The organism is Nitratireductor sp. XY-223 (assembly GCF_004959855.1).
GTDB lineage: Bacteria > Pseudomonadota > Alphaproteobacteria > Rhizobiales > Rhizobiaceae > Hoeflea_A.
The window spans coordinates 138,094-163,759 of record NZ_SPNT01000005.1 but is presented as its reverse complement, the minus strand read 5'-3'; the positions used below and the strand labels follow the sequence as shown (position 1 = coordinate 163,759).

Sequence of the window (25,666 nt, the reverse complement as noted above, 5' to 3'; positions counted from 1 at the left end):
ACAAGAGACCATGTATTACCCACAGGTGATACCGGCATTGCTTTACAACCGCCCGCCGGGCCCATAGCTTTACCGCACGATTGACGGGCAAAACTTTCATTCGGCAGTAGATGCAAGATTTCGCGGCTTGGATAGCAATCTACACGGGCGCCGTGGTCGGCGTGCTCAAGCTGGCGGACTGGGCGTTGCTCGCGCGTCAGCGCGAATGGCTGCAAACGGCCGGCAAAAATCTCTGGGAAAGACTTGAGGGCATTCGGGTGCGCGACATCGTTGCCGGTCTGGGCAACCGCAGGTTTGCCTATTGGGCCTGCTTCGTATCGCACGGTCTCTTTGTGGTGATCTTCCTGGCCATGCTGCTCTTCGCATTGTTAGGGGGCGCCGAGTTCGAGGATGGTGATGGCGTTTACGTATTTGCGTCCACATTCGCGGTCATCGCGTTTTTTGCGGCGGCCGCGGTGTTGTTAAGGCGCCCCTGGCACGTGGCGATGCGCTGGTTTGCCAGCGACGGGCGCCTGTGGCTCCTCGTGCTCAAGACTTTCGCCGCATTCGGCCTTCTTTACGGATTTATGACGTTTGTCTTGTTCCCGTTGTTCTATTTTCTCATCGAACAGATGATTGTCGTTAACGGCGTTTCGGTCTTGAGCTGGCAAGGCGTCATACTGAACGTCGCGTTCATTCCGACCTACTTTTTCATGATACTCTTCTTGATCATTTGGGGCGCGATGCTGGTGTTTTGCTTCCTCTGGGTCGCGCTGCATGCCTTCCGCTTCGTCCTCTTGAGGGTGGTCGAACACGACAAGGGCCCGGTGCTCGGGTTGGCGGGACTGCTGATCGCGATCGGCGCCATCGTGAAGGCTTTCCAGCAGTAGCCGGCGCTGTTTCAGGTAATTGCGGCCTAAGACCGGCTGACCAGCCGGATGAGGACATAGCCCACCGTCGCGGCGGCGAGCATCGGCAGGACACCGTAGGCGATGACGCCGACGAGCCCGAACAGCCCGCCCATCATCATGCCGAACAGCGAGACGGGCAGGGCGACCGCCGCGAACCCCCACAGCCACAGCCGCTGCGAGCGACGCGGCAGCCGGCCGAGGAAGAACGCCACCGGCAGCGCCATCAGCCACCCCGCCGGCACGAAGATCAGCCCCTGCAGCACCGTGTCGGCGTCGATCCGCCCGAAGCGCAGGACGAAGATCAGCAACTGGACGACATAGACGGTCGGGCCGGACAAAAGGACAAGGGCGAAAGCGCGGATTTTCAAAGCGGGGTTCCTGCCATGACGGAATCAAGAAGGATGCTGCGCATTGAGCATGAAGTCACCGCGATCCGCAAATGCCGACATTTTGTCACGTCGATCAAGCGCCGGCTTCATGCCATTCTGGACTCGCAACGGGGAATTCGATTCGCATGATCAGATTTTGCTTCTTCGCGACCGCCGCCCTGGTGGCCACGGCCGGATTGTCGATGGCGCAGGTCGCGCCAGACGTGCAGCGCGGCCGCGTTATCGCAGCCACCTATTGCGCCGAGTGTCATTCGATCGACAAGGTCGGCCCGAGCCCGCTCTCCATTGCCCCGCCGTTTCGCACGCTGCACGAGAACTACCCCGTCGAGGCCCTTGAAGAAGCGCTGGTCGAAGGCATCGTCACCGGCCACCCGAGCATGCCGCAGTTCAGCTTCGACCCGGATCAGGCCAGCAACCTGATCGCATATATGAAGACATTGGAGTGATGCCGGACTAAGGACCGTGAACCGGCGCGCTAGAAAAGGCGCGACACCATGGACGTCGCGCTGACCGCGAACAGAAGGACGCACAACCGGACGACAAGGTCGGAATCGCGTTTCGCTGCTGACGTCCGGTTGCCGAACGCCATCTTTCGCCGATGCTTCCGCTCCCGCCACAAAAGCACCAGGGACGCCGCGATCCCCAGGACTTCAAGGATGAAGGTGCAAAATTCCCAAACGGCGGCAAGAAATGGCATTGCTGATTCCTCGGCGCGATATGACCCTGACGGTGCTGCATATTCCGGATTGCAAGGCCGTTCATCGAGGAATCTTGTCCTTATTCTTCCTGCATCGTCAATTGATCCGGGTTCCGGCAACAAAGTCTGCGCGAGAACCATTCAAGAACGAACTTGTCGAGGCGCTGGAGGAATCGATCGTCGAAGGTATTTGCGCCGAACGCGCCATATTGCTCCACTGCAGCTTCGGCCGGATCAGGCGAGCACTCTTATCGTGCTTCTCAAATTACTGGCTTTGGATTAGAAGCAGACATATCATACAATGAAGGCTTCTGCGTTCTTAATCCTCGCAACCATATTTCTTGGTTTGTGCCAAAAAAACCAGCTTATCGGACCATCTTCGGAAATTGTAAGTGCTAGAGCATTCTTATTGTCATGAATGAATTGCGCTGAAGATCGATGCCGCATTCCCCCCACCTCACTGATTGGTTTCGGTTTTCCTGGCGTGCCCCAATTAACAGACCCATGCTGTAATCCGGGTGGAAACTCAGTATATCTATGAACACTATATTTGGCAGATTTGGCTTTGAGTTTTGCGCCAAAGGCGAGAACACGAAAATCTCTATCGACTATGGTCGCGCCATCAACACGTGACAAAGACGCAACGTCATTTGAATATCCGGTACTGATCGCAGCATCAATATCCCTGCCAACCAGTGACTCCGACAATTTGCCAAATTCCATTTGCGAATTCATGTCGAATAAGTTTCCCGAAGAAATCGATTGTGCCCAATCCTCCTGCTCATCAACTATAATAAGTATACCACCACGTTGAAACGAGTAAATTCTTCGTAGAACTTCGAATGCAAATTCGGCTCTTGCTGCGTTAAATCCGCCTTTATCATGTGAAACAAGAGCTCCCAGATGATCGGTCAAAATACCAGGGTTAAAATAAACATCATTTCTACCAAGAAAAGCTAAGTTGTATGGGCCAATTTGATTTTCAACATAATATTTAACAGATAAAGTTCCTGGTCTAATCGAACTCAGCTCAAGAAATTTGTTTGTCTTTACTCCGATACCAACAATGAAATTCTTTTCATTGATATATGAAATTATAATATTTCGTCGAGAGGAAACTAAGGCAGGAGCAAGCTTGGAGACGCTCTTTGCACTCAGTTCCAAAGGTTGATCGAATAGTGTCTCAGTTGCACCGATCTCGCTTTGTGGGACATAGGATATTGAAAACGGAAAAAATCTACCTTCGTCCAATTCAAAGCTGGCGAAATATGCGCTTTCGACACTTTTTGAGAATTCAGAATAAATTTCTGCTTCAATATTATAGCTGTCATCCGAAAATCGGCTCGAAATGACTCGACCAAGATGTTCTGATAAGTTTGGCTGGAATACAACTGGGGATGTCGTCTTAGAGTCCAGAAGCAGTTTGGTGTATTTGGCCATTTCTTCTGGTGAATTTTGCAAATCTCTTTCCATCCGCTCTCATTGTCCGATTCTTCAATCTCAACTAACAGATGAACTTATTGCGTGTTGATTTGTGTGTGAAGCCGCCCGTATCACCTTCCGTTACAGTGACTGTTTACTCAAAACCGAATTAAGCCTCCCATGATTGCGTCTTCAGGAGTTCATCGCTTTTTTGCAACGGACACCGAACACAGCGGTAAGGAAAGTAAAGTAATGTGATACCCGACCATCGGATCGACGACACAAACTATCAAAATCTCTCGAAATCATGGTGCTGCCGGAGAGATTTGAACTCTCGACCTCTCCCTTACCAAGGGAGTGCTCTACCCCTGAGCTACGGCAGCTTAAAAAAGGTTCGCGGCGAACCGGGCTGCCTATTGCCATAGGATCACAATCGACGCAAGGACCAATGCGCGCCGTCCGCGCAGGTTTTTTGCGCGCACGCCGCGTGACGCTTCAAACCCCCGCGTAAACCATTGCGGCACAAATGCCCGCCATTGCCCGATTTTGGCCCTATAATTGCCCTTTGCCACTCTGCGGCGAATGGGGTATGTCGGGGCGATGGGACAATCAGACGACAGCGCCACGCGTAAATCCCCGGCCGACAAGCGCAAGGAGCGGCTGGCGGCCGAGCTGCGCGCCAACCTGCAGCGCCGCAAGGGCCAGACCCGCGCCCGCCGCAAGGGCGCCATGGACGAGGCGGCTGGCCTGCCGGCGAGCCACGGGGACAAGCGGCCTTAGCCACGCAAGCTGTCGTGCAAGGAAAAAGAAGAGAGGCGGGCACCGCGCCCGGGATGTGCATGGATCGTATCAGAATTGTCGGCGGCGAGAGCCTCAACGGCGTCATCCCGATCTCCGGCGCCAAGAACGCGGCGCTGCCGCTGATGATCGCCTCGCTGATGACCGATGATACGCTGACGCTGGAAAACGTGCCGCATCTCGCCGATGTCGAGCAGCTCATCCGCATCCTCGGCAATCACGGAGTCGACTATTCGGTGAACGGCCGCCGCCAGGCGCAGGACCGCGGCTATTCGCGCACCATCCATTTCACCGCCCGCGAGATCGTCGACACGACCGCGCCCTATGAGCTCGTCTCCAAGATGCGCGCCAGCTTCTGGGTCATCGGCCCGCTGATCGCCCGCATGGGCGAGGCGCGCGTCTCGCTGCCCGGCGGCTGCGCCATCGGCACGCGCCCGGTCGACCTTTTCATAGACGGGCTGAAAGCGCTCGGCGTCGAGATCGACATCGACGGCGGCTATGTCAATGCCCGCGCGCCGAAGGGCATCAGGGCCGGCAGCTACACATTTCCGAAAGTCTCCGTCGGCGCCACCCATGTGCTGATGATGGCGGCGACGCTCGCCGACGGCACGGTCGAGATCCACAACGCGGCCTGCGAGCCGGAGGTTGAGAACCTCGCCAAGTGCCTCAACGCCATGGGCGCGCGCATCTCCGGCGCCGGTTCGCCCACCATTATCGTCGAGGGCGTCGGCTCGCTCACGGGCGCCCGCCACCGGGTGCTGCCCGACCGCATCGAAACCGGCACCTACGCCATGGCCGTGGCGATGGCCGGCGGCGACGTGATGCTGGAGGACACCAGCGCGAGCCTGCTTGAAAGCGCGCTCGACACGCTGCGCGCCGCCGGCGCCGAGGTCAACGCGACGAATTCCGGCATCCATGTGCGCCGCAACGGTGCCGGCCTCGAGCCGGTGGACGTCACCACCGACCCGTTCCCCGGCTTTCCGACCGACCTGCAGGCGCAGTTCATGGCGCTGATGACCAAGGCCAAGGGCACCTCGCACATCACCGAGACGATCTTCGAGAACCGCTTCATGCACGTGCAGGAGCTGGCGCGGCTCGGTGCCGACATCGCGCTGTCGGGCCAGACGGCGACGGTGCGCGGCGTCGATCAGCTGAAGGGCGCACAGGTGATGGCGACGGATCTGCGCGCCTCCGTGTCGCTGGTCATCGCCGCACTTGCGGCCGAGGGCGAGACGGTCGTCAACCGGGTCTACCATCTCGACCGCGGCTTCGAGCGGCTGGAGGAAAAGCTGACGCGCTGCGGCGCAACCGTGGAGCGCCTCAGTTCCTGACCGGCGCGCCGACAAGGCAATTGCGCCTTCCGGCAACAATGATTATCTAACCTGCTGAGAAAACCGCCCGTGGGTTGGCGGCAGGCAAAGGGCCGTTCATGGAACTCTTGAAACTCGTGGCGCTGGACAAGGAAGACCTGTCCATCATCTCAGCCTATATGCAGGACGCGGTGTTCAAGCCCGCCGACTTCGACTACAGCGCCCGCGATAAGCAGTTCGCGCTGGTCGGCAACCGCTTCGTGTGGGAGGAATCGGGCGGCAGGAGCAAGCGCAGCTACGAGCGCCGTCGCACGGCGCTGCATTTCAACCGCGTCGGCGCGGTGCGCTCGCGCGGCTTCCGCCGCAGCGACGACGATGCGGTGCTTTCGCTCCTGACGGTCAATTTCGTGCCCGGCGAGCAGGAACCCGCCGGCCGCATCGAATTGATCTTCTCCGGCGACGCGGCGGTCGAGTTCGATGTCGAATGTGTCGAGGCGCAACTGAGCGATCTCGGCGCCGCCTGGGAAACCGGGTTCCGTCCGGCGCATCCTCTTTCTGACGTGTGACGCCGTCTCATCCAAGCCAAGCGGCACCGGGAGAACACCATTGGCCCGCAGACTGAACCTGAATGACAGCGGCTTTGCCGAAGCGTTCGACGCGCTTCTCGCCATGAAGCGCGAGGTCTCGCAGGATGTCGCCGACGTGGTTGCAAAAATCATTGCCGATGTTCAGGCGCGGGGCGACGCGGCGCTGATCGACTATACGCAGAAATTCGACCGGCTCGACCTCGGCGAGGCGGGCATCGCCGTCCCGGCAGCCGAGATCGACGCGGCGATGGACAAGGTCGATGCGACAACGCTGGACGCCTTGAAGCTCGCCCATGACCGCATCCAAAGCCACCACGCAAGGCAGATGCCGAAGGACGATTTCTACGAGGATGCGCTCGGCGTCGGCCTCGGCTCGCGCTGGACGGCGATCGAGGCGGTCGGCCTTTACGTGCCGGGCGGGCTTGCGAGCTATCCGAGTTCGGTGCTGATGAATGCCGTGCCGGCCCGCGTCGCCGGTGTCGAGCGCATCGTCATGGCGGTGCCGTGCCTGGATGGCGAACTCAACCCGCTGGTGCTTGTCGCGGCGAAGCTCGCGGGCGTCTCTGAGATTTACCGCATCGGCGGCGCCCAGGCGGTCGCGGCGCTCGCTTTCGGCACGCAGACCATCGCGCCGGTCGCCAAGATCGTCGGGCCGGGCAATGCCTATGTCGCAGCCGCCAAGAAACAGGTCTTCGGCACCGTCGGCATCGACATGATCGCGGGCCCGTCGGAAGTGCTGGTGCTGGCCGATGAAAACAACAATCCCGACTGGATCGCCGCCGACCTGCTCGCCCAGGCCGAGCACGACGAGGCGGCGCAGTCGATCCTGATTACCGACAGCGAAGCATTCGCCGACGCCGTCGAGGCGGCGGTGGCAAGCCAGCTCAAGACCCTCAGCCGCGCGGAGATCGCCGGCGCCAGCTGGCGCGATTACGGCGCCACGATCATCGTTCCGGATTTTGTCTCCGCCATGCCGCTGGTCAACCGCCTGGCGCCGGAGCACCTGGAACTGGCCGTCGACGACCCCGACGCGCTGCTGCCGCAGGTCCGCAATGCCGGCGCCGTCTTTATCGGCCGCCACACGCCCGAGGTCATCGGCGACTATGTCGGCGGCTCCAACCACGTGCTGCCGACCGCCCGCTCGGCGCGCTTTTCCTCCGGCCTTTCGGTGCTCGACTATGTCAAGCGCACCTCGGTGCTGCGGCTCGATGCCGACCAGCTCGCCAAACTCGGGCCGGCGGCGGTGGCGCTTGCGAAGGCCGAGGGCCTTGACGCCCATGCCCGCTCTGTTGCAATTCGGATGAACAAATAGGATTTGGCCGGGCTGCGCTTGAAGATGCTGGCCCGATAGCGCCGCACAGTCCGGGCGGGAGGCCGGCAGCGGTTCAGGAGCACGCTTTGCCATGGCTGACGCCGGTGCATTCAGGCTTTCGGACGTAACGCTCGATGATTCCATCGGCCGTTCGACGCCCGATGTCGAGCACGAGCGTGCCGTCGCCATCTTCGATCTCATCGAGGAGAACAGTTTCGAGCCGGTCGGCCACGACGGCGGGCCCTACAAACTCAAGCTCTCGCTGGTCGATTCCAAGCTCGTCTTCCATATCACCACGGAAGACGGCGAGCAGGTCGCCACCCATATCCTGTCGCTGACGCCGTTCCGCCGCATCGTCAAGGACTACTTCATGATCTGCGAGAGCTACTACGAGGCGATCCGCTCCTCGACGCCCAGCCAGATCGAGGCCATCGACATGGGCCGCCGCGGTGTCCACAACGAAGGCTCGCAGACGCTGATGGACCGTCTCGGCGGCAAGATCACCATCGATTTCGACACCGCCCGCCGGCTGTTCACGCTGGTCTGCGTGCTGCACTGGCGCGGCTGAACTTGGCGGCGGAACCCGACATTGAGGCAGACAAACCGGGCGGCGCCCCGTCTTCGGTCCTTTTCATGTGCGGCATGAACGCCATCCGTTCGCCGATGGCCGAGCTGCTCGCCCACCGCTACCTGCCGCGCGGCACCTTCATCGCTTCCGCCGGCGTGCGGCCCGGCGAGCGCGACCCGTTCGTCGATGTGGTGCTGGAGGAGGTGGGCCTCGACCTCGGCCGCCGCCAGCCGCGCACCTTCGACGAGCTGGAGGACGATTATTTCGACCTTATCGTCTCGCTGGCGCCGGAGGCCCATCACCGGGCCCTCGAGATGACCCGATCGAGCGCCGTCGAGGCGGTCTATTGGCCTACGCCGGACCCGACGGTCGCCACCGGCACCCGCGACCAGATCGTCGCCGCCTATCGCAGCGTGCGCGATCACATCGACATGATGCTGAAAAAGCGCTTCGGGCGCGACTTGTGACCGCATCGCACCGAAAATGCCGCCGAAGACACAAGAATTGAAAGACCCGCGCGCAATTGTGTTCACAAACCGCGGGCGATTGTGTAGGTTCCCGCGCAACCGGGGCGGCACGGCCGCCCGTGTACTGTAACAGGATGACATTGACTTTATGGCTAAGGAAGAAGTCCTCGAATTTCCGGGCGTCGTGACCGAACTGCTGCCCAATGCGACGTTCCGGGTGAAACTGGAAAACGAGCATGAAATCATCGCCCACACCGCAGGCCGCATGCGCAAGAACCGCATCCGCGTGCTTGCCGGCGACAAGGTGCTTGTCGAGATGACGCCCTACGATCTGACCAAGGGCCGCATCACCTACCGGTTCAAGTAAGACCGGCTTGCTTCCGCGTCAATCTAACCGTGAAATGGTCTAGATGGTCCTGCCGCACAAGCTCATACTGGCCTCAGGCTCGCCGCGCAGGCTCGAACTGCTGAGGCAGGCCGGCATCGAGCCCGACCACCTCATGCCCACCGATGTCGACGAGACGCCCCGCAGGGCCGAGCATCCGCGCACCCTGGCCCGCCGCCTGTCGCGCGAGAAGGCGGACGCGGCGCGCAAGGCGCTCAAGGGCGATCCGCAATGGCCGAACCGGTTCATCCTGTCCGCCGACACGGTGGTCGCCATCGGCCGTCGGGTGCTCGACAAGACCGAGCTCGTCAACGAGGCCTCCAGCGCGCTCTACCGGCTCTCCGGCCGCACCCATCGGGTCTATACGGGCATTTGCCTCGTCACGCCCAATGACGGCCTGCGCCAGCGGGTGGTCGAGACGCGGGTGCGCTTCAAGCGGCTGTCGCGCATGGAGGTCGAAAGCTACCTGGCCTCCGGCGAATGGCGCAACAAGGCCGGCGGTTATGCTATCCAGGGCCTTGCCGGCACATTCATCGCCAAGCTGGTGGGCTCCTACAGCAACGTGGTCGGCCTGCCGCTGCTCGAGACGGTCAACCTGCTGACCGGTGAGGGCTATGACGTGCATGCCGGCTGGCTGGCGCCGGAACGGAGCGCCGCGCAATGAGCGAAAAGGACAATGTCGAGCCGCTGCGCCGCACGCGCCCGTGCCCCGAATGCGGACGGCCGTCGTCGCGCAAGAGCTACCCGTTCTGTTCCGAACGCTGCCGCAACGTCGATCTGGGGCGCTGGCTGAGCGGCGCCTACGCCATTCCGGTGGCCGAGGAGGAGGAGAATCTCAAACCCTCCGAGGACGGCGACTAGCGCCCTGATTTCGGCTCCGGCCGATGCTCGCCAAAAATCTATGACATTGGCGTGAAATCGTCTGGACACGGCAAAAGGACGTGCTATAACCCGGCTCGCCTGACCGGAGCCGCCAACGCTCCAAGGTCATTTCGAGGCGACGCCCAGGTAGCTCAGTTGGTAGAGCAGCGGACTGAAAATCCGCGTGTCGGTGGTTCGATTCCGCCCCTGGGCACCACGATCCCTTGGTCCGTTCCGGTCACATAGGTAACAGTTTATACCGGAGACATTGGTAACACTTTTGCCCCGAATGGGTTCTTGAGTGGTTCCAGTCTGCATGTCTCATCGTCAAAGTACCCCAGATCATGGTCCAGGAAGCTGACCAGCCAAATATGATCGTCGGTCTGCTTGATTCCGACGGTCTGCCCTGCGAAGACCTGGCTGAGATTGATCTTTCGGCGGTTGAAGCAGATGCGGCCGCATGGGGTCACCGTGACGGCCTTGTCGTGGAACGGATAGTCGATGTCAGGCAAGCCGCGATAAGTCCTCGGTGATGGTGAATATCGTTCCGTCGGATATTGCATATCCAGGGCCTGGTGCGGCCGTTCGTTGTTGTAGCAATCGATGAAGTCGTCGAACTTGGCTTGCTGTTGGAGGAAGTTCTGTCCGGCCGGCTTTGTAGTCTCCAGCTTGAGCGTCAGATGCATGCGCTCGTGGCGGCCGTTCTGTTCGGGATGGCCCGGTTTGATGCGCTCGATCTCAATGCCCAGTCTTAACCACCAGACGGAGAGCCTCGACAGGTTGAACAGCGCATTGGGGCTTGAGAACGGGACACCATTGTCGGTTCGGATCGACTTGGGCATGCCGAACTCTTTGAAAACCCGTTCGAAAACCGTGAAGGCATAAATCTCCTTGGTCGTGTGCAGAGCCTCGCAGGCGATGAGATAGCGGCTGGCATGATCGCTGATGGTCAACGGATAGCAGTAGCGCCGGTCGGCGAGCATGAACTCGCCTTTGTAGTCGGCGCACCACAAATCATTCGGCTTGACGCCGGTCGAAAGCGTCGTGCCCCTTGCCTTGTTGCGACGCCGCTTTCTGCGCTTGACCAGGCCGTTGCGGTCGAGAACCGCATGCACGGTGCTGATCGCCGGTGTATGAACATCCGGGTAACCCCGCCGCAACTTCTCGCGGATCTTCGGCGCGCCCCAGCTCGGCCGCTCCCGCTTGAGCCGAACGATCGTCTTCTCGATCTGCATCGGCAGCTGATTGGCCTGACGGTACGGACGTCGGGAACGATCGGTCAGGCCCTTGGCGCCGCAATCGCGATATCGATCGCGAAGCTTGTAGCCGGTCTTGCGCGAAATCCCGAACTCCCGACACAGCACCGCCATCTTCTCACCGTCCAGCAAGCGTGCGATGAATTTGAGCCGTTCATCCATGACCTTACACTCCTTCCAAGGCACCCTTGCTCTCCCCGCAAAGGGCCAAAAGTGTAACCCATGTGTCCGGAATGAAATGTCACCCCTGTCTCAGGAAGGACATTCCCGAGACGGACATAGCGACAACGGCGTTGCGGCTGCTGGTGCGCCTATGGCGGTAAACAGTGCTCTCTGTTCCCGCAGGCGTCGGCCGGCCTGGTTTTGACTGCCGCGCCGGGGGCTGGTTACATGATGCCGGTGCTCTGACACCGGGGAGACGGCATTCGGGGGGAACCTGCTTATGTATCCTTTCAGCGCCGCCGGCGCGCTGCTCGATCGCATTGCGGCCGGCGACCATCGCCATGGGCCGATCCGGTCGGATGCCGACGTGGATCCGGGACCCGCGAGGGATCTGCTGCTGGACCTTGGATATGTGCGGGCCGACGGTGGCTCCGGGCAACTGGGTTCAACCGCCGGCGATCCCGAAACGAAAGCAAACCGCTGCGCGCTGCTGTCGCTGGCCGCCGGTCTCGACGACGTCTTCGAATTACCGCTGCCTTACGCGCCGGGTGTCCGTTTCTTCGGTGCAATGGTCTCACCGGAAAGGTACGGCATAAGGGATACGAACGGGAATGTCGGGATGGCCGGCCGCGGACTGGACCGGCGCCGGGCCTTCGAAAGCTGCATCGGCGAGGCGGCGGAGTATCTGTCGTTCTGCGAACGTGAAGACGACCCGCTGATTGTCCCGCCCCCATCGGCCCATGGACTGACGCAAGCGGAATTGGACTGGGCGCTGTCCGGCCTTGGCGCTCCCGGAGACCTTCGGCCTGGCGATGTCCAGTGGGTTGAAGCCCGGTCTCTGCCGGACGGTGAAGGCGCCCTGTTTCCCTGCGAGATTGTCTTGAGGAGGCCGGAGGCCCTGCGCCGGGGCCGGCGGGCTGCCGAAAGCACCGGCATCAGCGCCGGTGCGACCTTGGACGAGGCCGCCCTGTCGGCGCTGCTGGAGGTCGTTGAACGCGACGCGCTCGTCCTGTGGTGGTATGGCGGCAACGCCGCCCGCCGCATCGATACAAACGGCAAGAACCATCCGCAGTTTACGGCGCTTGCTGAGAAAGTCCGCGGCGACCAGCCGCGCAGATGGTGGCTCCTGGAGCTGACGAGCGACCTGCAAATACCCGTTGTGGCCGCGCTTTCGTCGGATGCCGAGGGCCGCGGCATCGTCGCCGGCTTCAAGGCCCACCCGTCGCTGGCGACCGCGATGGCGGGCGCATTCCTGGAAATGTGCCAGATGGAGCTGGCGCACGAGATTTCCCTCGCGCGGATGCGCAGCCGGGGCAGGGGCGCGCTTTCGGACAAGGATCAAAAATGGATCGAGCGTTTCGAGCGGCTCGCGGTCTCCGCGTTTCCGGAACTGGAAGGCGGCATCGGCTCGGCGTCGTCGGGCGAGGCGGCTGAAGGCAGCACGCTTGAGGCCGTGTTGTCGACGCTGACGAACCGGGGCTACAGATCCTACAGGGTGGATCTGACCAGGCCGAAGTTGGAAATTCCCGTTGTCCGGGTCCTTGTTCCGGGTCTTCAGGCATCCAACCGGGAGTGGGTTTCACCGCGCCTGGCGGCGGCGCTCAAGGCCAATGATCGAGACCCCGGGGAACTGGAAAACAGGCCCTCGCTCATTTGATTAATTTACAACCATGGATAATAATATCACCAATCAACTGGGGCGTTAAAAATATTTGATTGAACATTTCGGGGGCCCGGCCAATGCTGACAGCAGGTCATGTTGGGGCTGTTGAAACGCGTCTGAAAATGGCGGTGACCGGAGGCTTTTCCCTTCTGGATGCCGAGGGCCGCCCTGTTCGAATCCCCAACAAAAAAGCCTGCGCCATACTGGCCTATCTCGCGTTCAGCGATTCCGGAACCGAGACCCGCGAACGCCTGGCCGGACTGTTGTGGAGCCGCAAGAGCGAGGAGCAGGCGCGCGCGTCACTGCGCCAGTGCCTGAAGCAGCTGCGCAATGTACTGACGGCACTGGATTTTGACGGGTTCTACACCGACAGGCAAAACGTCGGCCTCGACAAAAGCGGCCTTACAATCGATGTCGTTGCGTTCGTGGACGAGCTAAAGCGTGCCGCTGTTCCCGAGACACTGCTGTTCAGCGGCGCCACGCCGGACAGGATCCTCTACGGCTTCGAAAGCCTCGACCATGCCTTCACCAACTGGCTGCAGGTCATTCGCCGCAGCTGGCACGATCTCATGGTCGATTGCGCCCAGGCGCTGCTGAAGGAAGACCGCGCCGACACGGCCATTGCCGCCGCCAAGGCGCTCGTCAATATCGACCCGTCGCATGAGGAGGCGCGCCGCTTTCTCATCCGCAGTTTCGCCGGCGAGGGAAACATGGCGGCGGCCCTGCGCTGCTACAACGAGCTCTGGGAACTGCTCGCCGAAGAATATGACATGGAGCCGGACGAAGAGACGCAGGCGTTGATCGCCGATGTCAAATCCGGCGCGTTCGGCGCAGCCACACCCCGAACCGGCGGCGCCGGGACCGGAAGCGACTACAATTCGATGGTCGCGATGCCGTCCCCGAAGCAGCCGGCGACCATGCCGACAATCGGGGTGTCGGCGTTCGCCAGCAGCGGACCGAGGGGCGACAGCTATCTGATCGACGGATTCCGGCACGAACTGGTCGCATCGCTGGTGCGTTTCCGGGAATGGTCGATCCTGGACCTTTCCAACCGGGACGAAGATGCCACGCAGTTCGGCGGCGGCCCGAAATACCTGATCGAGGGCGTGTTCGCCGAGTACGACGTCGGCTCCCGGAAAAACATGTCGATCATTCTGACGCTGAAGGACAAGCTCCGGAACAGCTATATCTGGAGCGAGGAGATAAAGAGCCCGATAGACGAGGCCATCAACAAGAGACGGAAGCTCATCCGGAAGATCGCCACGTCGATCAACCTGTTCATCTCGGCCGACCGGCTTGCCAATGTCGTCCACGGCGAGGACCTGAATTTCGACGTTTATGACCTTTATCTCCAGGGCCAGGCGCTGATCCACAAATGGCGGCCTGAATCCCACCAGGCGGCGCGGCACATCATCCAGCAGGTGGTCGATCGCGCGCCGACATTCGTTCCGGCGCTGCACAGCATGGTTTCGCTGGAGAACACCCACCACCTCGTCTATTGCGGGTCCATGCGGTCTCCCGAACGCACCGCGCGCGCCCTTCAGCACGCGACACGGGCGGTCGAGCTGGATCCGTACGATTCGCGCGCCCAGTTGAGCCTTGCCTGGTGCAATGCGATGTCGGGAAAATTCAACCAGGCGGTGCTCAACTACGATCTGGCCATCCAGCTGAATGAAAACGAGCCGTGGACGATGAATTCGGTCGCGCTGGGACTGGCCTATTGCGGCGAGTTCGACAAGGCACGGCTTTATGCCGACCGGGCGCTGCAGGCCGATTCAAATCCGATCATGCCGGCGTGGGGGTACCAGGCAGGTGTCCGGTTCATGCTCGGTGATTATCAGGGCTGCGTGGCGGCGACCGAAAGGGCCGGGGACGCGCTGCCCTATCTGCCGGCGTGGAAGGCGGCCGCGCACGCACTGCTCGGCGAGGACGCTGCCGCCCGCAACGAACTGGACAGCTGGCAGAACATGCTCGCGCAGAACTGGTACTCGAAGAAGCCGTTTTCGCCGGCAGCGGCCTTCCAGTGGATCATGCAGGCTTTCCCCATTCGCGAAGCCCAGACTCAAAAGCACCTGCAAGACGGACTGCGGCTTGCAGGTACTGATGGCTAGAGGACCGCTGGATGCGTCAGTGGCAGTGCGCGAATGTGTAGTCGGCGATCCTCCGATAGAGCATCGCTTCGTGGTTCCTGTCGTCCGGAGCCGTGTTCAGGAATATTTCGTAGAAATCCGGAACGGGATACGGGTCGTCCGTGTCATTTTGCGCTGATACGTCATGATCTTTCGCCTTCTGGACGGACGTCATCACCAGTTCTTCGAGCGGCAGACGGATGTAGTACTCGAATTCCTCGGCACCGGTTTTGAGCGGCTGAACGAATACGATCCGTTTGATTTGCTCCGGAATTTTGACGAGATGGGCAACATCCTTGCGGAATTGGTCCACATCGAGGATTTCCCCATTGTCGTTGGTCGCCGGGCGCGATCCTGGGTTTTTCGCCCATTCTACGATCAATTCTCCCAGGTCTTTGTGCTTCAATGGCTGTACACGTTCTGCAGGCATTGCTTTCTCCTGTTTGGTTCGGTTGGGTCGTGCGGCCTCAAATAAACTTTGGTTCGCCATTTCTGTACTCGTAGCGCTTGTGGATGAAGGCGACGATTTCCCAGACCTCCTTCATCTCGAAGTCGTGGAAGATCTTGCCGGCCCAGGCCCGGGCCGGTTCGTCTCCCTCAATGAGGTCCGATGTTGACGCTAGGGACTGAAACAAGACCTCGGCGACAATCACGGAGCCGATCAGGCCGAGTCGGTTTCCGCCGCCCTGCTGGGCCTCGAACAGAATGAAGAAGAGCAGTGGCGGATCGGCGGAGATGCGCTCGATCTCATCTGCCGTGAACTCCGTTTTTCCCTGTTGTAGCCACTGTGCAATCTCATGCTTGAGGCCATGGCTTGTGCTTCCCGACGCCCACATCGCAGGTGCATTTTTCCAAACCGATTCCGGCATGTTCTGTTTGATGATTTCGACAAGCGATCCGACGGAGCGGCTGCCGGCCTCGATCGAGCGGACCAGATCCCTGAACGCCAGATCGTGACTAGAATTCTTACCTTCGGGGAAGATCGCCTCGAAATCGGGGACGAAGGACGGAATGATTTTTCGGCTCGGTTGTGGGTTCGCGATTGCGGACACGTCCTCAATATTCAGTTTGCTGAGCTGGTCCTTGTCAAAGGCGAAGAAGTGTGACCATGCGATCAGCCAACCCTTTAGAAGCGGTAATTTGCTCGGGCTTTTACCGCCTGAGGAAGCATTGAGCGCCTGTTTCAGGAACAAGGACCCAATTGCCGGGCCACCGATATTGCCGACGTTGTTAATCGAATACTCGCCGCGCACCATGGAATGGCCGAACCGGAATGCCGCGTGGGAAAATTCAAGCGGCATGCGCGCATCGCCCGGATCATCCAGGAACCGGCCCCTACCCGAAAGCACCGAAAGATAATGACGGCGCACCTCGGGATTCAGGATCTTGCGCAGGTAATCATTCACCATGATGTTTCTGTAGGCGGCGGTGACCAGCCTCCTGGCGACGATGTACTTGTCGTAGCCATTCTTCAGTGGTTTGCCGCCTGGCGCGTCGCCGCTTGCATTGACGTCGTCGATTGCGGCGCAGACCGAGTTGTGGAACTGGTGCATCAGCGCCAGGAACTGCGACAGGAACAGATTGTCGTCGTTTCTGGCATCCGCCACCAGCGCCGTGCGAAGCTGTGCGCTGCCTTGCTTTAACCGATCGTCGTTTGTCGAGATACAATCGACCCGGGCGATGTCTCGCAGGGGAGGAAGGTCTTTTTCTTTCTTGGTTGTGGTATCTGATTCCTCCGCTGTTTTGGTACCAGCGTCTTCGGCAGCTTTGGTGTCGTTTTCCTTGACGGCCTCGATGTCCTTTTGCCCGTCATTCTTTTTCTGCTTTTCAGGAGGAACTATCCTTCCGAGTCTCAGCTTTTCGGGCGTTTCGGTCGTGTATTTCGACAGTGCGTAACATATCGGTGTCGCATCGGGTCCGCCGCCATAGATCGTGTCGAGGATCAGACGGTCGCCGCGAATGTTCCGGCTCGGACGCGGGAAGGTGCCCGTGGAGCGGAACGGCAGGGTCGAAAAGACCATGTCATGGGCGACAAGCTGGCCGAAATAGGTGTAACCGGCCGGGATGTCATCGTTGAAATCGTCATCCGACGGCCGGTGCTCGCCCATGCGCCTGGCGAGTTTGCGGAGCAGGTCCCTGGTGGACGCCTGATGAGCAGCATATTGCGGATCTTCGCGGCCGCGGATGCCCCAGGTCAGTTCATCGAGCGGCAGTTCGCCATTGGAGAATATGTTGCGAAAGTGATCCGGCCGGTTCGCGGTGTTGGGTGCTTCCCGGGCCCGTTCCGCACGGCGCTGGGCGTCCTCCTTGGTCGGGCCTTCAACCCCGTCTTCGTGCGCTCCAAATTCCCTTGATCCGTGACTGCTCATACTCGCCCCCCTTAATCAGCATGACGCTACGGCACATTACACAGCCTAGGCGTGAATCCTCCGTGATTCAAAATTCAGGATGGAGAGCAATGGCCATGCCGGATTGGCCTATCACGGTAAATTCACAGCAGTTGGCGCATGTCTTGTTCCATTAAAAAACAACCATGTAAGGCAAATCAGGGGTAGCTGTAGCAATCGCAATGGATATTGACGCGCTCATAGGCAAGCACATTCTTCAGGCTCCGGATCCCGCAAGCTGGGTTCCGGCGAAATCCATTTCCCGACAGGGCTGGCAGGACCGGGTCGAAAGTCTGATCGACGAAATCCGGACTTCTATCGGGTGTCCTTCCTTTCAAATCTCGGCTGTTGATATCACCGTGCACTATCACCAGCCGCTCATCCGGTTCACGGAGCTGGTCAACCGGAAAATCAATGCGGTCCGGTCCTTGCCCGGTGACGATACGACATCGGCGAATCCGGACGGTTCGACACCGTGATTCCGCGGCTCCGGTCCGACCGCTATTAAAAGTCACGATCAATTCACGGTCACTTCGGAAGTCTTTGAACGCAACAACGCGGTTTCGACCGGTTGACGTTCTGACGGACGGAGGAGACCATGTCGGATACACACAGTTTTTCGCGTATGACGCTTGATGCGGCCTGCGATTCCACGAGGCGGACGTTTGCCGATCGTCCCGATGTGACCGGGATTGACATCGGGTATCGATGGAAGGGCGGCCGCCCGACAAGGGAGGTCGTCGTCCGTGTTCACGTCAGGGAAAAGAGGCCGGTTTCCGCTTTGGCGGCAGAAGCCGTAATCCCCCGCCGGATCGATGGCGTACCAATCGATGTCATTGCCGCGGATTACCATCCGCATCTTGCGACGGTGCCGGCCGATCACCAGAGGCGTCATCCGGTTCTGCTCGGCGGCGTTTCGGTCGGGCGCAGAGACGCCGCCGCCGGAACGATTGCCGCCATCGTCATCGACAAGGCGGAAAACCGGCCCGCATTGCTGAGCAGTTGGCACGTCCTGGCGGGTCCGGCGGCGGTCATCGGCGACGAGATCCTGCAACCCGGCACCGGTGACGGAGGCCGGTCGCCCGTCGACTCCGTCGCGGCACTCGGAAGATCCATGCTCGATGAGCACGGCGACGCCGCGATCGCCCATCTTACGGGTATGCGGTTCTGGGCGCCTTACATATACGGGACTTTTACCACGCCGGAATCCGCACGGGACCCGGACCTCGGTGAAATTCTCGTCAAATCGGGACGCTCGACCGGTCAGACGCGGGCGAGGGTCGACGGCGAAGGCATTTATTTCCTGGATTACGAAGTCGAGCCCGGGATAGTCCGGCGTCGGGGTATCAACGGCTTCAAGCTCGTGCCGGCGGACCCGGACCTCCAGGACGAGCACGCGCTGTCGTTGGCCGGCGACAGCGGCTCGTCCTGGTGTGACGGGGAAACGGGCGAGGCGGTCGGATTGCATTTTGCCGGCGATAAAGCCCCGTCTCCCGGGACAGCAAATGCCATCGCCTGCAGGATGACCAGCGTGCTGGAACGGCTGAACATCCGTTTCGCCTCCGTCGCCGACCTGGCGATCCGCAATATGGGCGCAGCCGAGTTCGAGATGAGCAGCAGCCAGGGCAGCCTCTACTGGGCGGCGAGGGCCCGTCCCTCGCATCTTCCGATGTCACCGGCGGTGCACGGCCAATTGGGCAAACTGTCAGCACACATCATGTCATACGGAGAGAGAAAATGAACAAGATCACACCCAAACTGGATCAACAGAGTGCGAGTGCTCAGGGAAGCAAACCCGGCGAAGACGCAACAGTGCGAGGCTCCCTGGCCGGAGCGCCGGGGGCATTCCGTCGGATGGGTTCCAACCTGCCGGCCGCGAAGGTCACCGCCGCGACGCTGGCGGCCGCCGTGGTCCAGATACTCGTGGCGCTCAATGAGCGCACCGGCGGGCCTGAGATTTCGGCGGAGGTCATCGGTGCAATCACCGTGCTGCTCACTGTCGCGGTCGGATACCTGACACCGCCGGGCAAGAACGAGCAGATCATCGAATTCATTGATCCGGTCAAGGCCACGGACGCAGAAAATCAACCGGCGGCCTGAAGCACCGGCGCCGGAGATCGATGTCCGGCTGCCATTGACCTAAGGGGAACCATTCATGGAAACGAAATACGGATTCACCAAATTCTCGGTTCAGGAGTTTCTTTCCTGGATTGGCGGGATTTCCGTGGCGCGCACGCTCGACCGGGTCCAGCAGCACCACACCTGGAAACCGCGTTACAGCGGCTTCGGCGGCAACAATCATTTCGAGCTTCAGCGCAGCATGAAGAGACACCATGTCGACACCAACGGCTGGAGCGACATCGGTCAGCATTTCACCATTTTCCCGGACGGAACGGTGATGACCGGACGACCGCTCAACCGCTCGCCCGCCTGCATCTACGGCGCCAATTCCGGGGCCGTCTGCATCGAGAACCTGGGCAATTTCGACGCCGGCGGCGATGTCATGCTCGACGAACAGAAACAGGCGATATTCCGCGTGACCGCTGCATTGCTGGAACGTTTCGGCCTCGGCGAGCCTTCCGAGGACAACATCGTCTATCACCATTGGTACGACAGCAACGGAAACAAGAAATTCGGCGTCGATGGCGTGAAAAGCTGTCCGGGAACCGCCTTTATCGGCGGCAACAAGCTGCCGGATTTCAAGGAGCATTTTCTGCCCGGCGTTCGGGCCGCGCTCGGGGGCGCGCGTTCCGGACCGGTCGGTGTCGTGAAATGGATCCACGTCGACGCCGACTGGCTGCCGATCCGCGCCGAGGCTGCTTCCGATGCCAAGATCGTTGACCGGGTCGGGCTCGGCGCGATCCTGCGGGTGTTCGAGGAGCGTGACCGGTGGTATCGCGTCTCAAACAGCAAAAGCCACTGGGTTTACAGCCGCAACACGCACCCCGTCCGCCGGGCCACCGTCAACACGATCGATACGAACTGCCGCACCGGGCCCGGCATGCAGTTCGACATCGTCGAGGTTTACAACAAGGGCGACCGGGTTTTCGTTCACGGCCGGCGAGGCAACTGGCTCAGCATCGGGCCCGATCAGTGGATACACGAAACCCTGTTGGACATTGACGCGTAGTCGTTTCCGGCCGGTTTGCCGGTCGAAAAAGTGCTGCTGAATCAACCGACTGTCATTAACCAACAATTCGATACCAAGTTTAAGGAAATACGCTGAAATGGTACATTACGGGCATGGCGGCATGTCCCGTGACGCGCTGCACAGCGGTATTTCTAGCGAACGAATGGTGTTGAAGTGATGAGAGCGGCCGAACGACATCCCAGTGCCAGCATAGTGGCCGGATATGAGTTTGATCACGACAGCTACTCCCTGGAATGTCTTAAAACGCGGACGGAACTCGACGGGTTCCAGAAGGAGTGGCGGGAACTCGAACAGCGATGCGGGGAACTGTTCATAGCGTTCCAGACCGCGGACTGGTGCCTGACATGGATCCGCAGCCACCTTCACAACACGATGGACCGGCCGGCTGAACCGCTGGTCTTCGTCGTGAGGAAAAACGGCGAAGCCGTCCTTGTCTGGCCGGCCATGAAAGTCCGTTCGCGGATCGGCGTACGGCTGCTTGTGAGCCTGTCCTCGCCGCTCGGCCAATACAGCAACGTCGTTGTCGACCGCAGCGCCATTTCAAGGCGACTGGTCACCAGGGCGCTGAGGGATGCCATCAAGTTCGCCAAGGTCGATGCCGCGGCCCTCGACGCGATACCGGACGGCTCGATGCTTCAAGCATTGACCAAGCAACGCGGCATCTCTGAAATATTCCACAAGGAGTCGGCGATCCTCGATATCGGCAAGCGTGAGGATATGACCTCGTATCTCGACGCGCTGCCCAAGAAGACGCGCCGGCAACGCAATCAGCGCCGCAACAAGCTCATGCGCATGGGCGAGCTCGAGTATCGGGTGCACTCTGGAGGAAGCGCCGAATACAAATACCTGATCAGCCGCGCGCTCGAAATGAAGAACGAGTGGCTGCGCCAGACCGGCCGCAATGCACAGACCCTGTCCGCCCCGTCGACCGTCCGGTTCCTCGGCGAGCTTTCCGGTGATCTGAACACGTCCGATGAATTCGCCAACGGCGCCGTGGCGCACGGTCTCTACCTCGACGACAAGCCGATCGCGATCGAGATAGGCCTGTGTCAGGGCAAGCACTACTACGTGTATCTCGGCGCGTTCGACTGGTCGTTCCGCAAGTACTCCCCCGGCAAGGTGCAGATGGAGTACTCGCAAAAATGGGCACACGAGGCCGGGGTGCATGTCTACGATTTCCTCGGTGAACCGGCCGACTACAAGGCACACTGGACCAACACGGCCTGCCGGATTCAGTCTTCGCACATCCCGGCCTCGCTTCTGGGATTGGCCTATTGCGCCACCTGGAAGTCCGTTTTGCGCCCGGTCATGAAATCCGGATTCGCGAAGCTCGATCCCCGCTATCGCAAGATGTTGATTGCCGCAGTGACCGCGGTCACCGGATCGTCGGCCGAAGGCGACCAGGCAATCGACAAGGGTCGAAAGTCAGCGGGGAGCCTGGATACGTGATCCACCCCGCACCACTACGATCCGATTTGCAGCAACCGGGCGCGAACACGCGTTCGCGGCGTTCGGCTGTTCTGCTGCTGGGCAACTACCGGCCGACCCTGCCGCTGGCCGAGATGTTCTTCCGCAGGGATATTCACGTCATCGCCGGAAGCGAAGGCTGCGATCATTGCGCCGAATTCTCCCGCTTCGTTTCCGAAATGTGGGATCATCCGAAAGTCGCCGACACAAAAAGGTTCCTGTCCGCCCTGACGGATTTGCTCAATCGCCGCCCGGAGATCGATCTCGTGGTGCCGGTCGAGGAGGCGTTCGTGCGCTTTTTCGCAAGGCACCAGGCCGATCTGCCGGGACGCGTGCGCACAGCGATGGTCGACGCGCAATTGGCACAGACCTGCCTGGACAAGGTCGCCCTGCTGGGCATCGCTCGCGCAGCGGGCATACCGGTGGCACCGTTCCGCCTGGTCGATACGCTGGACGGACTTCGCGGCGCGCTTGCCGAATTGTCCTATCCATGCGTGGTGCGCCCCGAGAATTCTGCCAACAGGCTGTTCGGCCACAAGGCCGTGACGCTGCGGTCGGACCGGGACCGCGAGCGGTGGTTCGCGACCTGGCCTGCGGAACAGCGCTCGCTGCTGCTGCAGCGCAAGGTCGGCGGCATCCGGCACAATTGTTATTTTGCCGCGGAGTCCGGCCGGATTGGCCGGTACCTCCATGCCATCATCGAAAGAACCGACCGCCGGGACGGATCGGGCCTGGCGGTGGAAGGCAGGACGATACCGCCCGAAGACGAGATCCTGAACTACTCGAAGAAACTGGTCTCCGAACTGGATTACACGGGAATCGGCTGCATTCAGTACCTCGTCGATGAGGAGCGCGATGAAATCCATCTGCTGGAAATCAATCCGCGCATCGCAGGCAACCATGTGATCCCGGAGCATTGCGGGCTGGAACTGGCCGAATTTCTGGTGGACGGTGCGGATGGAGATATCCGGTTTGGACGGGCCGGTGTCCGCTATTCCTGGATCGCCGGAGATCTCGAAGGTTTCAAGTCGGAATTGCTTCGGGGAGTGCTGGGCCCCGGGCAGGCCGTCAAGTGGCTTGGAAGGATCATCCGGAACGTTGTTCGGACCGACGTCGATGTCATGTTCAACGCCCGCGATCCGCTGCCCGGTATAGTCAATCTTCTGGATGTGATCCCGGGCATCGGCCATGTCACCCGGTTGCGCCGGCATGACGGGCGCAGACCGTATCTTCTGCGCCTCATACCGAAAGCACGCCCGGGAATCTCATTCATCGGGGCGGCCGGAGAAACCTGACATGATTTTCGATTCCGCATTTCCGATGACACCCGAATTCGTCCGTCCGGATCCCGTGGCGACCGCGGCGGCTGCGAACGATTGTGTGGTGCGCCGCCTGGACCCGGCGCTCTGGGACGAGCAGTTTGCCGAGTATCGGGACATCGTTCACGAGCAAACGGCCTGCTTCAACATGGCGCGCTGGCCGGCCGGCGCGCTGCAGTTTCTCGCCGTCGAACGGCAGAACCGGATAATCGGCGGCGCCGTCGTTCGAACCGTGAAAGCCCCCGCGAATCTCGCCAGGCTTTCGATCCTGCGGTGGGGACCTCTGTGGCGGCCCGCGCATCGGGAACCCGACCCGGCCAACCTGTCGCACATAGTCAGGGCGCTCACCGATGAACTGGTTTCCCGCCAGAAGGGCTATATGCTGGTCATTCCGCGTTCGGATCCCGAATACTCGGCAATGGAAAGCGAGCTGTTTCGCGACCAGGGTTTTGAGGCCGTCTACCAGCCGCCGGCGCCGGAACGGTATTTCGTCGATGTCGACATGCCGGCCGATCAGGCGATGGCGAGCCTCAATCAGAAATGGCGCTACAACCTTCGCAAGTCCCAGAAGCAGGACCTGAGGTTCGAGTGGTACCAGGGCAGCGAAGGCGCGGCCCTTTTCCAACCCGTCTTCCGGCAGATGATGTCCCGGAAGAATTTCTACGATTCGAGCCCCGTTGATTCCCTGGAGCAGATTGCGGTCTCGGACACCAAGGCGCTGCGGCCCGAATTCGCGATCGTCTTCGACAAGGACGAACCCGTTGCCGCCGCCGCGATCGACATGAGCGGCGAGCGGTCGATCTACCTCTACGGGGCCACCAACAAGCGCGGCAACGCGTTGCGCGCGGGCTATTTCATGCAGTGGGAAATCGTCAAGCGCCTGTGCGGCACGTCGCGCATCCGCTGGTACGATCTTGGCGGCGCGACGTCCGAGCATTGCAGCCTGCACCAGTTCAAGCGCGGCCTGACCGGCAAGGCCGGCGTGGTATCGGATATCCCGCCCTATTTCGGCAAGGGATCGGACGCCCTGCAGATCACTTTCGGCAAAGCGGCGCTGAAGAGCCGCCTGCTGAAGTTCCAGGCGCAGAAACAGCTGCATCGGTTCCTGCCGGCGTTTTCGAAGTAGCCCCTATGATTGCACTGCTGACAAAGATCTCGGGCCTGACCGTGGCGCGATTGCTGGGCGCACTGGCGACCTTTGCCCTGACGATCGTCATCGCGCGGCAATTCGGGACCGACAATCTGGCGATCTATGCCGTTTGCATTTCGGTCGCAAACCTCGCCGCAGTCGCGATTCCTCTTGGCCTGCAGTCGCTGGCGCCGGTCGAGGTCGCCAGGCAGTCGGCCTTCCCGAACCGGTCGGCGATCCGAGACTTCATTGCCCACGGCCGCCACGTCATCTCGCGATCCTGCGTGCTCACAACCCTGTTCGCCCTGCTCTTCGTGGTGGCGGCCTATCTGACGGGGCACGCATCGGAGTACACGAGGCCGGCCGCCATAGCGGTCCTGGCACTCGCCCCGGTCATGGCATTGAACAAGTTTCACGGTGGCGTGCTCATCGGTCTGCAAAGGCCGTTCAGCGGGCAACTGTCCGACGGCCTGGTCAAGCCGTTCGTCACCCTCGCTGTGCTGCTTGCATCGGTGGCGGTCTTCCAGAGCCAGTCCTTTGCACCGATTCTCGTCGCCATCGGAATAGGCGCCGTTGCGGCGACGGCGATCCAGTTCCGGGCGCTGCGGCCGGAAATGGTTGCGCCGTCGAAGGATTCCGCACCGGAAGAAGCACCCCGCCGCGAGTGGTCGCGCCGGTCGCGCTCGTGGCTCGGGATAACGCTTTGCTGGGACTACCAGATCGAGATCTTGCTGCTCGCTTGCGCGCTGTTCGCCGCGCCCCTGGAAATCGCGCTGCTGCATGTGTGTTTCCGGATCCGGGTGCTGATCGGCTTCGGCATTCGCGCGCTTTATGTCGTGCTGCAGCCGAAGATATTCCAGGCCTGCGCCAAACGGGACACGACACAGGCCAAACGCCTTATCGGCCGCCTGAACGGTGTCGCAACGGCCTATATCGCTGTAGCCATCGCCGGCCTGTTCGTTGCCGCCGAGCGTCTGCTTGGACTGTTCGATCCGGCTTTCAGCCAGTACGGCATGGTCCTCTTGGTCGTCTGCTCGGCTGCCGTGGTGCGGGCGATATTCGGCCCGTCCATTACCGTTCTTGCCTCGCACGAACGCCAGGGCGATATCCTGGCGCTGCTGGCGGTCGGCGTCGCACTGTCGGTCGCACTGGCCTTCGCGCTCTACCCGGTCATCGGCGTTCTCGGCATCGCCGCCGCCTACAGCCTGTCGGCCATGATGGCCGCCGTCGGCATGTGGCTGCTGGCCAAGATGCGCTGCGACACCGACACCGCGGTCTGGGCGAACAGCCTGATCTAGAGAGAAGCTGGGCAGGCGG

The 25,666-nt window shown here is 60.8% G+C and carries 29 protein-coding genes and 2 tRNA genes; 24 read left to right on the top strand and 7 right to left on the bottom strand.

Annotation, left to right across the window (positions count from 1 at the left end):
- Nucleotides 1–110: 110 nt before the first annotated feature.
- Nucleotides 111–869 (top strand): hypothetical protein, encoded by a 759-nt coding sequence (locus E4M07_RS18100; RefSeq protein WP_136659789.1) that lies wholly within the window; start codon nucleotides 111–113, stop codon nucleotides 867–869.
- 26 nt (nucleotides 870–895) lie between these two features.
- On the opposite strand, the gene E4M07_RS18095 is transcribed toward E4M07_RS18100, so the two are convergent.
- Nucleotides 896–1,258, bottom strand: a complete 363-nt coding sequence (locus E4M07_RS18095; protein WP_136659788.1) for a hypothetical protein — start codon at nucleotides 1,256–1,258, stop codon at nucleotides 896–898.
- A gap of 203 nt (nucleotides 1,259–1,461) precedes the next feature.
- Here E4M07_RS18095 and E4M07_RS18090 point away from each other — a divergent pair, with 203 nt between their 5' ends.
- Complete coding sequence (locus tag E4M07_RS18090; protein WP_246660513.1) at nucleotides 1,462–1,725, top strand: cytochrome c; 264 nt, start codon at nucleotides 1,462–1,464, stop codon at nucleotides 1,723–1,725.
- Nucleotides 1,726–1,754: 29 nt separating this feature from the next.
- On the opposite strand, the gene E4M07_RS18085 is transcribed toward E4M07_RS18090, so the two are convergent.
- Entirely contained in the window at nucleotides 1,755–1,976 is a 222-nt protein-coding gene (locus E4M07_RS18085) for a hypothetical protein (protein WP_136659786.1), read from the bottom strand.
- On the opposite strand from E4M07_RS18085, the gene E4M07_RS18080 reads away from it, so the two are divergent.
- Nucleotides 1,970–2,281 (top strand): hypothetical protein, encoded by a 312-nt coding sequence (locus E4M07_RS18080; RefSeq protein WP_136659785.1) that lies wholly within the window; start codon nucleotides 1,970–1,972, stop codon nucleotides 2,279–2,281. The two genes, E4M07_RS18085 and E4M07_RS18080, sit on opposite strands and share 7 nt — an antisense overlap.
- On the opposite strand, the gene E4M07_RS18075 is transcribed toward E4M07_RS18080, so the two are convergent.
- Both E4M07_RS18075 and E4M07_RS18070 read right to left on the bottom strand, forming a co-directional pair.
- A complete protein-coding gene (locus tag E4M07_RS18075; protein WP_136659784.1) occupies nucleotides 2,271–3,449 on the bottom strand; it encodes a putative sensor domain DACNV-containing protein in 1,179 nt (392 codons plus the stop codon). The genes E4M07_RS18080 and E4M07_RS18075 overlap by 11 nt on opposite strands.
- A gap of 257 nt (nucleotides 3,450–3,706) precedes the next feature.
- Nucleotides 3,707–3,781: transfer RNA gene (locus E4M07_RS18070), tRNA-Thr, on the bottom strand.
- 217 nt (nucleotides 3,782–3,998) lie between these two features.
- On the opposite strand from E4M07_RS18070, the gene E4M07_RS18065 reads away from it, so the two are divergent.
- From E4M07_RS18065 to E4M07_RS18020, 10 genes are all read left to right on the top strand, one after another.
- Nucleotides 3,999–4,178, top strand: coding sequence for a hypothetical protein (locus E4M07_RS18065; protein ID WP_136659783.1), 180 nt, complete (start codon nucleotides 3,999–4,001; stop codon nucleotides 4,176–4,178).
- A gap of 59 nt (nucleotides 4,179–4,237) precedes the next feature.
- A complete protein-coding gene (gene murA, locus E4M07_RS18060; RefSeq protein ID WP_136659782.1) occupies nucleotides 4,238–5,527 on the top strand; it encodes a UDP-N-acetylglucosamine 1-carboxyvinyltransferase in 1,290 nt (429 codons plus the stop codon).
- A 98-nt stretch (nucleotides 5,528–5,625) separates the two neighbouring features.
- Nucleotides 5,626–6,072: a DUF2948 family protein gene (locus E4M07_RS18055; RefSeq protein ID WP_136659781.1), complete on the top strand. Its 447-nt coding sequence runs from the start codon at nucleotides 5,626–5,628 to the stop codon at nucleotides 6,070–6,072.
- Nucleotides 6,073–6,112: 40 nt separating this feature from the next.
- Entirely contained in the window at nucleotides 6,113–7,405 is a 1,293-nt protein-coding gene (hisD, locus tag E4M07_RS18050; protein WP_136659780.1) for a histidinol dehydrogenase, read from the top strand.
- A 91-nt stretch (nucleotides 7,406–7,496) separates the two neighbouring features.
- Nucleotides 7,497–7,973, top strand: coding sequence for a UPF0262 family protein (locus E4M07_RS18045; RefSeq protein ID WP_136659779.1), 477 nt, complete (start codon nucleotides 7,497–7,499; stop codon nucleotides 7,971–7,973).
- A 65-nt stretch (nucleotides 7,974–8,038) separates the two neighbouring features.
- Nucleotides 8,039–8,440: a low molecular weight phosphatase family protein gene (locus tag E4M07_RS18040; RefSeq protein WP_136660000.1), complete on the top strand. Its 402-nt coding sequence runs from the start codon at nucleotides 8,039–8,041 to the stop codon at nucleotides 8,438–8,440.
- A gap of 148 nt (nucleotides 8,441–8,588) precedes the next feature.
- Nucleotides 8,589–8,807 carry a translation initiation factor IF-1 gene (gene infA / locus E4M07_RS18035; RefSeq protein ID WP_004435948.1) on the top strand — a complete coding sequence of 73 codons (219 nt, stop codon included), beginning with the start codon at nucleotides 8,589–8,591 and terminating at the stop codon, nucleotides 8,805–8,807.
- 43 nt (nucleotides 8,808–8,850) lie between these two features.
- Nucleotides 8,851–9,489 carry a Maf-like protein gene (locus E4M07_RS18030; protein ID WP_136659778.1) on the top strand — a complete coding sequence of 213 codons (639 nt, stop codon included), beginning with the start codon at nucleotides 8,851–8,853 and terminating at the stop codon, nucleotides 9,487–9,489.
- Nucleotides 9,486–9,686 carry a DNA gyrase inhibitor YacG gene (yacG, locus tag E4M07_RS18025; RefSeq protein ID WP_136659777.1) on the top strand — a complete coding sequence of 67 codons (201 nt, stop codon included), beginning with the start codon at nucleotides 9,486–9,488 and terminating at the stop codon, nucleotides 9,684–9,686. Before E4M07_RS18030 ends, yacG begins: the two co-directional genes overlap by 4 nt.
- Before the next feature lie 141 nt (nucleotides 9,687–9,827).
- Nucleotides 9,828–9,903, top strand: a tRNA-Phe gene (locus E4M07_RS18020).
- Nucleotides 9,904–9,940: 37 nt separating this feature from the next.
- On the opposite strand, the gene E4M07_RS18015 is transcribed toward E4M07_RS18020, so the two are convergent.
- Entirely contained in the window at nucleotides 9,941–11,104 is a 1,164-nt protein-coding gene (locus E4M07_RS18015) for an IS481 family transposase (protein WP_136659776.1), read from the bottom strand.
- Between the two features lie 280 nt (nucleotides 11,105–11,384).
- Here E4M07_RS18015 and E4M07_RS18010 point away from each other — a divergent pair, with 280 nt between their 5' ends.
- Both E4M07_RS18010 and E4M07_RS18005 read left to right on the top strand, forming a co-directional pair.
- On the top strand, nucleotides 11,385–12,761 hold the full coding sequence (locus tag E4M07_RS18010; RefSeq protein ID WP_136659775.1) for a YcaO-like family protein: 1,377 nt from the start codon (nucleotides 11,385–11,387) through the stop codon (nucleotides 12,759–12,761).
- Between the two features lie 83 nt (nucleotides 12,762–12,844).
- A complete protein-coding gene (locus tag E4M07_RS18005) occupies nucleotides 12,845–14,878 on the top strand; it encodes a BTAD domain-containing putative transcriptional regulator (protein WP_136659774.1) in 2,034 nt (677 codons plus the stop codon).
- A gap of 16 nt (nucleotides 14,879–14,894) precedes the next feature.
- Here E4M07_RS18005 and E4M07_RS18000 read toward each other — a convergent pair whose 3' ends face one another.
- Both E4M07_RS18000 and E4M07_RS17995 read right to left on the bottom strand, forming a co-directional pair.
- Entirely contained in the window at nucleotides 14,895–15,386 is a 492-nt protein-coding gene (locus E4M07_RS18000) for a hypothetical protein (RefSeq protein WP_136659773.1), read from the bottom strand.
- The gene (locus E4M07_RS17995; protein ID WP_169054275.1) at nucleotides 15,364–16,917 is read right to left on the bottom strand and encodes a peroxidase family protein; all 1,554 of its coding nucleotides are present in this window, start codon (nucleotides 16,915–16,917) and stop codon (nucleotides 15,364–15,366) included. Before E4M07_RS17995 ends, E4M07_RS18000 begins: the two co-directional genes overlap by 23 nt.
- A 3-nt stretch (nucleotides 16,918–16,920) precedes the next feature.
- Between E4M07_RS17995 and E4M07_RS29135 the strand changes: the two genes are divergently transcribed.
- From E4M07_RS29135 to E4M07_RS17955, 9 genes are all read left to right on the top strand, one after another.
- Nucleotides 16,921–17,250: a hypothetical protein gene (locus E4M07_RS29135; protein WP_169054274.1), complete on the top strand. Its 330-nt coding sequence runs from the start codon at nucleotides 16,921–16,923 to the stop codon at nucleotides 17,248–17,250.
- A 215-nt stretch (nucleotides 17,251–17,465) separates the two neighbouring features.
- Nucleotides 17,466–17,762 (top strand): hypothetical protein, encoded by a 297-nt coding sequence (locus tag E4M07_RS17990; RefSeq protein WP_136659771.1) that lies wholly within the window; start codon nucleotides 17,466–17,468, stop codon nucleotides 17,760–17,762.
- Nucleotides 17,763–17,881: 119 nt separating this feature from the next.
- On the top strand, nucleotides 17,882–19,024 hold the full coding sequence (locus E4M07_RS17985) for a hypothetical protein (RefSeq protein ID WP_136659770.1): 1,143 nt from the start codon (nucleotides 17,882–17,884) through the stop codon (nucleotides 19,022–19,024).
- Nucleotides 19,021–19,383, top strand: coding sequence for a hypothetical protein (locus E4M07_RS17980; RefSeq protein ID WP_136659769.1), 363 nt, complete (start codon nucleotides 19,021–19,023; stop codon nucleotides 19,381–19,383). Before E4M07_RS17985 ends, E4M07_RS17980 begins: the two co-directional genes overlap by 4 nt.
- A gap of 55 nt (nucleotides 19,384–19,438) precedes the next feature.
- On the top strand, nucleotides 19,439–20,413 hold the full coding sequence (locus tag E4M07_RS17975) for an SH3 domain-containing protein (RefSeq protein WP_136659768.1): 975 nt from the start codon (nucleotides 19,439–19,441) through the stop codon (nucleotides 20,411–20,413).
- 177 nt (nucleotides 20,414–20,590) lie between these two features.
- Nucleotides 20,591–21,883, top strand: a complete 1,293-nt coding sequence (locus E4M07_RS17970; protein ID WP_136659767.1) for a GNAT family N-acetyltransferase — start codon at nucleotides 20,591–20,593, stop codon at nucleotides 21,881–21,883.
- Nucleotides 21,880–23,196, top strand: coding sequence for an ATP-grasp domain-containing protein (locus E4M07_RS17965; RefSeq protein ID WP_136659766.1), 1,317 nt, complete (start codon nucleotides 21,880–21,882; stop codon nucleotides 23,194–23,196). Before E4M07_RS17970 ends, E4M07_RS17965 begins: the two co-directional genes overlap by 4 nt.
- A gap of 1 nt (nucleotide 23,197) precedes the next feature.
- Complete coding sequence (locus E4M07_RS17960) at nucleotides 23,198–24,346, top strand: GNAT family N-acetyltransferase (protein WP_169054273.1); 1,149 nt, start codon at nucleotides 23,198–23,200, stop codon at nucleotides 24,344–24,346.
- A 5-nt stretch (nucleotides 24,347–24,351) separates the two neighbouring features.
- Nucleotides 24,352–25,647, top strand: coding sequence for a hypothetical protein (locus E4M07_RS17955; protein ID WP_136659764.1), 1,296 nt, complete (start codon nucleotides 24,352–24,354; stop codon nucleotides 25,645–25,647).
- Nucleotides 25,648–25,666 lie beyond the last annotated feature (19 nt).